The organism is Streptomyces phytophilus (assembly GCF_013870535.1).
GTDB lineage: Bacteria > Actinomycetota > Actinomycetes > Streptomycetales > Streptomycetaceae > Streptomyces > Streptomyces phytophilus.
In genome coordinates this window covers 1-4,187 of sequence record NZ_JACBXC010000493.1, presented here as the reverse complement: position 1 = coordinate 4,187, position 4,187 = coordinate 1, and the positions used below count along the sequence as shown (strand labels likewise).

The following is a 4,187-nucleotide window of genomic DNA, read 5'->3' as shown; positions in this document are numbered from 1 at the left end:
TCGCGGCGTACGGTGCGCACGCTGACGCCGAGGCGCCCGGCCAGCTCCGGGCCGGTGTGCTCGCGCCCGCTCTGCAGCACGGACAGCAGCGTGAGCAGCCGTGCGGGGGTGTCGCTCATGCCTCGATCATGACCGAGAAGGCGGACATGGGCTGACCTCCTTCGCCCGTAGCGTCGAGGTCATGGCACCTCAGCACCTCATTCGTATTGCCGGAGCCGGCGAGCACAACCTCAAGAACGTCTCCCTCGACATCCCCCGCGACAAGATCACCGTCTTCACCGGGGTGTCCGGCTCCGGCAAGTCCTCCCTCGTCTTCGACACCCTCGCCGTGGAGTCGCAGCGGCAGCTCGGCGAGACCTTCGGCTGGTTCGTACGCAACCGGCTGCCGCGGCACGAGCGCCCGCGGGTCGAAAGGCTGGAGAACCTGACCCCCGCCGTGGTCGTCGACCAGCGCCCCCTCGGCGGCGGCGCCCGCTCCACCGTCGGCACCGCCACCGACGTCTACGCCGTCCTGCGCGTGCTGTTCTCCCGCTGCGCCACGCCGTCCGCCGGCGAGGCGAGCGCGTACTCGTTCAACGACCCCCGCGGGATGTGCCCCGGCTGCGACGGGCTCGGCAAGGCGGTCCGCCTCGACCTGGACCGGCTGCTGGACCGGTCGAAGTCGCTGAACGAGGGCGCGATCCGGTTCGCGCCGTTCGGCGTCGGCTCGGTGTGGTGGCAGACGTACGCCGAGTCCGGCCTCTTCGACCCCGACCTGCCGCTGGCACGCTACGGCGAAAGCGAGTGGGAGCTGCTCCTGCACGGCAAGGGGTTCCGGGTGCCGCGCCGCGTCAAGAGCACCGGCGCGGACGGGGAGAACGCCTACGAGGGCCTGGTCGAGCGCTTCGGCCGGCTCTACCTCAGGCGGGACGTCGGCGCGCTCACCGGGCGGACCCGGGCCGAGGTGCTGCGCGTGGTCACCGAGGCGCCGTGCCCGCGGTGCGGCGGGGCGCGGCTGAACGAGGCGGCGCTCGCCGGGCGCATCCGGGGGTGGAGCATCGCCGGGCTGGCCGCGCTGGAGGCGGAGGATCTGCTGGCGGAGCTGAAGCAGGTCGACGACCCGGTGGGCGGCCCCGTCGCCGCGGCGGCGGTGGGCACGCTGGAGCGGCTGGTGGGCGTCGGTCTCGGCTATCTGAGCCTGGACCGGGACACGTCGACCCTGTCGGGCGGCGAGGGGCAGCGGCTGAAGATCGTCCGGCAGCTCGGGTCGAGCCTGACCGGGATGACGTACGTGTTCGACGAGCCGAGCACCGGCCTGCACCCGCGGGACGTGCACAGCCTCACCGGGCTGCTGCGGGAGCTGCGCGACAAGGGCAACACCGTGCTGGTCGTGGAGCACGACCGGGATGTCATCGCGATCGCCGACCACGTGGTGGACATGGGCCCCGGCGCGGGGACGCGGGGCGGCGAGGTGGTGTTCGCGGGGCCGCCGGCGGCGCTGGCGGCGGCGGACACGCCGACGGGCAGCCGGCTGGGGCGTACGGTGCCGCTGCCCGCCCGGGTGCGTACCCCGGCGGGCTTCGTGCGGGTGGAGCACGTGACGGCGCACAATCTGCGCGACGTCACGGTGGCGTTCCCCCTGGGGGTGCTGACGGCGGTGACGGGGGTCGCGGGGTCGGGCAAGAGCACGCTGGTCGCGGAGTTCGTACGGCGCTACGCGGCCGGGGCGGGCCCGGACGGCGCCGCGCCCGTCGTCGTCGACCAGTCGGCGATCACCGGCTCGTCCCGCTCGACCCCCGTGACGTACCTGGGCGCGATGGAACCGCTGCGCCGGCGCTTCGCCCGCGCGACGGGGGCGCCGGCCGCGCTGTTCAGCTTCAACTCGCGCGGCGCCTGCGCGACCTGCCGGGGCCGCGGCGTCATCGTCACCGACCTGTCGTTCATGGACCCCGTCAGCAGGCGCTGCGAGGCGTGCGGCGGGCGGCGGTTCGGGGCCGAGGCGCTGGCCCACTCCGTACGCGGCCGCTCCATCGCCGACGTGCTGGAGATGACGGCGGCGCAGGCCGCGGACTTCCTCGCGGCGGGCGGCGCCGAGGAGGCGGAGATCGCGGGCCTGCTCGCCCCGCTCGCCGAGGTGGGACTCGGCTACGTCGCGCTCGGCCAGTCCGTCGCCTCCCTGTCCGGCGGCGAGCGGCAGCGCCTCAAGCTCGCCACCCGGCTGCGGTTGTCGGGCGGCCTGTACGTGTTCGACGAGCCGAGCGCCGGGCTGCACATGGCCGACGTGGAGGGGCTGATCGCGCTGCTGCACCGGCTGGTGGACGGGGGCAACACGGTGGTCGTGGTCGAGCACGACCGGGAGGTCGTCAAGCACGCGGACCGGGTCGTCGACCTGGGGCCCGGCGCCGGACGGGACGGGGGCCGGGTGCTGTTCGAGGGCACGCCGGCGGAGCTTGTCGGCACGGCGGGGTCGGCGACGGCGGACTACCTGCGCCGGGACCTGGCGGGCTGAGCGGGGAGAGGGCCGAGGGCCGGGGCGGGCGCGGGCCCGCCCCGGGGCTCACTGCTGGTGCGGCGTCCAGAACTCGGTGAGCCGCCCCACGCCGTGCTCCACGGACTTCCACGAGCCGGCGAACTCCACCACGGCCACGCCCGACGTCGGGAACCCGCGGCTCAGCCTGCTCAGCGCGTCCCCCTCGGCGGAGCCCGCCAGGGCGTCGGCGAGGCCGTGCATGCCGGGGTTGTGCCCGATGACCAGCAGCGTGGAGACGTCGTCGGGGACCTCGTTCAGCACCTGGATCAGCTCGCCCAGAGACGCCTCGTACAGCCGCTCCTCGTACACCGTGCGAGGGCGCCGGGACAGCTGGCCCACGACGAGCTTCCAGGTCTCGCGGGTGCGTTTGGCACTGGAGCAGAGAGTCAGGTCCGGGTCGATGTCGTGGGCCGCGAGGAAGTCCCCGGCGGCGGGAGCGTCGGCGCGGCCGCGCTCGGCGAGCGGGCGCTCGTGGTCGGAGTCCTGGGCCCAGTCGGCCTTGGCGTGTCGGAGGAGAACGATGCTGCGGGGCGTTCCTGCGCTCATAAGCTCAGCTTCGCACGAAACCTGCCGCCGGGTCCGGGCAGTTCGCAGGGTCTCCCGCCAGGAGTGACGGGGCTGCCGGCCAGCCCGCGGGCGGGGGCGTCAGAGGAGCCGCAGGGCGAGGAGCACGGTGAACGCCATGACGGGCAGGGCGACGGACCACCACGGCAGCAAGCGCTGCGCCGCCGGCGGTGCGGGCTGGGTGTGGGCACCGGCTGACATCTTCGCCTCCGTGGGTTCGCCTGACGTCCCGAGTCCTTCGTGCTGCTTCGAACCTACGGACCCGGGGCGGCCCGCCCCATCCGGTGACCCACCCAGTTACCCCTGACCCTGGCCCCCTAGGGGAGGGTGGGGCTAGCCCCACCCCCGGGCCCGGCGGCCCGGCGCCCCCGCGCGGGGTCGCGGCGCGGGGATGCGAGACTGGCCGTATGCCCGTGCTCGACCCGAACCCCCGGAACGGGCAGCGCAAGCTGCTCTACGTGCTCGGCGCGATGCTCGCCATCACGGTGGTCATCGGCGTCATCGCCACGATCGCCTCGCCCTGAGCCCCGCGACCGCCGCCGTTCTCGCTGTCGCCGGCGGGCCGTGCCGCCGTCACAGCTCGTCCTCGATCACGCGGTCGCGGCCGGCGACGATCCCCACCGCCACCTGGGCGACCATGAAGGCCGCGAGCACCGCCAGCGGGACGGTCCAGCCGTCCGTGGCCCCGTACAGCGCGCCGACGGCCAGCGGGCCCGGGATGGAGATCAGGTAGCCGGTGCTCTGCGCGAAGGCGGAGAGCCGGACGAGCCCGGCGTGGCTGCGGGTACGGGCCCCGAGAAGGGTGAGGACCAGCGGGAACGCGCAGTTGGACACGGCGAGCAGCAGCGCCCACACCCAGGCGCCGCCCGCGGGCGCCAGCCACAGCCCCGCGTAGCCGCCGAGGCCGCACACGCCGAGCACCACGACCAGCGGCCCCTGGTGGTGCAGCCGGGCCGCGATCCGCGGCAGCACGAAGGCCAGCGGGACGCCCAGGCCCATGGCGAGCGCGAGCAGCAGTCCGGCGGTGGAGGCGGACACACCGGCGTCGCGGTAGATCTGCGGCAGCCAGCCGATGGTGACGTACGCGGCGGTGGCCTGGAGGCCGAAGAAGACG

5 protein-coding genes are annotated in these 4,187 nt (G+C 74.7%); 2 read left to right on the top strand and 3 right to left on the bottom strand.

Translation table 11 applies throughout. From position 1 onward, the window contains the following. The coding region (locus tag H5J30_RS19925) for an HTH domain-containing protein (RefSeq protein ID WP_181788767.1) at nt 1-119 on the bottom strand (119 nt) is incomplete at its 3' end. A gap of 62 nt (nt 120-181) precedes the next feature. On the opposite strand from H5J30_RS19925, the gene H5J30_RS19920 reads away from it, so the two are divergent. After that, nucleotides 182-2,488 (top strand): ATP-binding cassette domain-containing protein, encoded by a 2,307-nt coding sequence (locus tag H5J30_RS19920; RefSeq protein ID WP_181788766.1) that lies wholly within the window; start codon nt 182-184, stop codon nt 2,486-2,488. Nucleotides 2,489-2,536: 48 nt separating this feature from the next. Here the strand turns inward: H5J30_RS19920 and H5J30_RS19915 are convergent, their stop codons facing one another. Continuing rightward, the gene (locus H5J30_RS19915; protein WP_181788765.1) at nt 2,537-3,055 is read right to left on the bottom strand and encodes a SixA phosphatase family protein; all 519 of its coding nucleotides are present in this window, start codon (nt 3,053-3,055) and stop codon (nt 2,537-2,539) included. Nucleotides 3,056-3,480: 425 nt separating this feature from the next. On the opposite strand from H5J30_RS19915, the gene H5J30_RS36840 reads away from it, so the two are divergent. Further along, entirely contained in the window at nt 3,481-3,597 is a 117-nt protein-coding gene (locus tag H5J30_RS36840) for an SGM_5486 family transporter-associated protein (RefSeq protein ID WP_258563424.1), read from the top strand. Nucleotides 3,598-3,646: 49 nt separating this feature from the next. On the opposite strand, the gene H5J30_RS19910 is transcribed toward H5J30_RS36840, so the two are convergent. Then, on the bottom strand, nt 3,647-4,187 hold a 541-nt coding region (locus tag H5J30_RS19910; protein WP_508470563.1), incomplete at its 5' end, for an MFS transporter.

What these genes read in the sequence shown, in the direction of transcription:
- H5J30_RS19920 (WP_181788766.1), top strand. Translation starts at nt 182, where the DNA reads ATGGCACCTCAGCACCTCATTCGTATTGCCGGAGCCGGCGAGCACAAC.
- H5J30_RS19915 (WP_181788765.1), bottom strand. Translation starts at nt 3,055, where the DNA reads ATGAGCGCAGGAACGCCCCGCAGCATCGTTCTCCTCCGACACGCCAAG.
- H5J30_RS36840 (WP_258563424.1), top strand. Translation starts at nt 3,481, where the DNA reads ATGCCCGTGCTCGACCCGAACCCCCGGAACGGGCAGCGCAAGCTGCTC.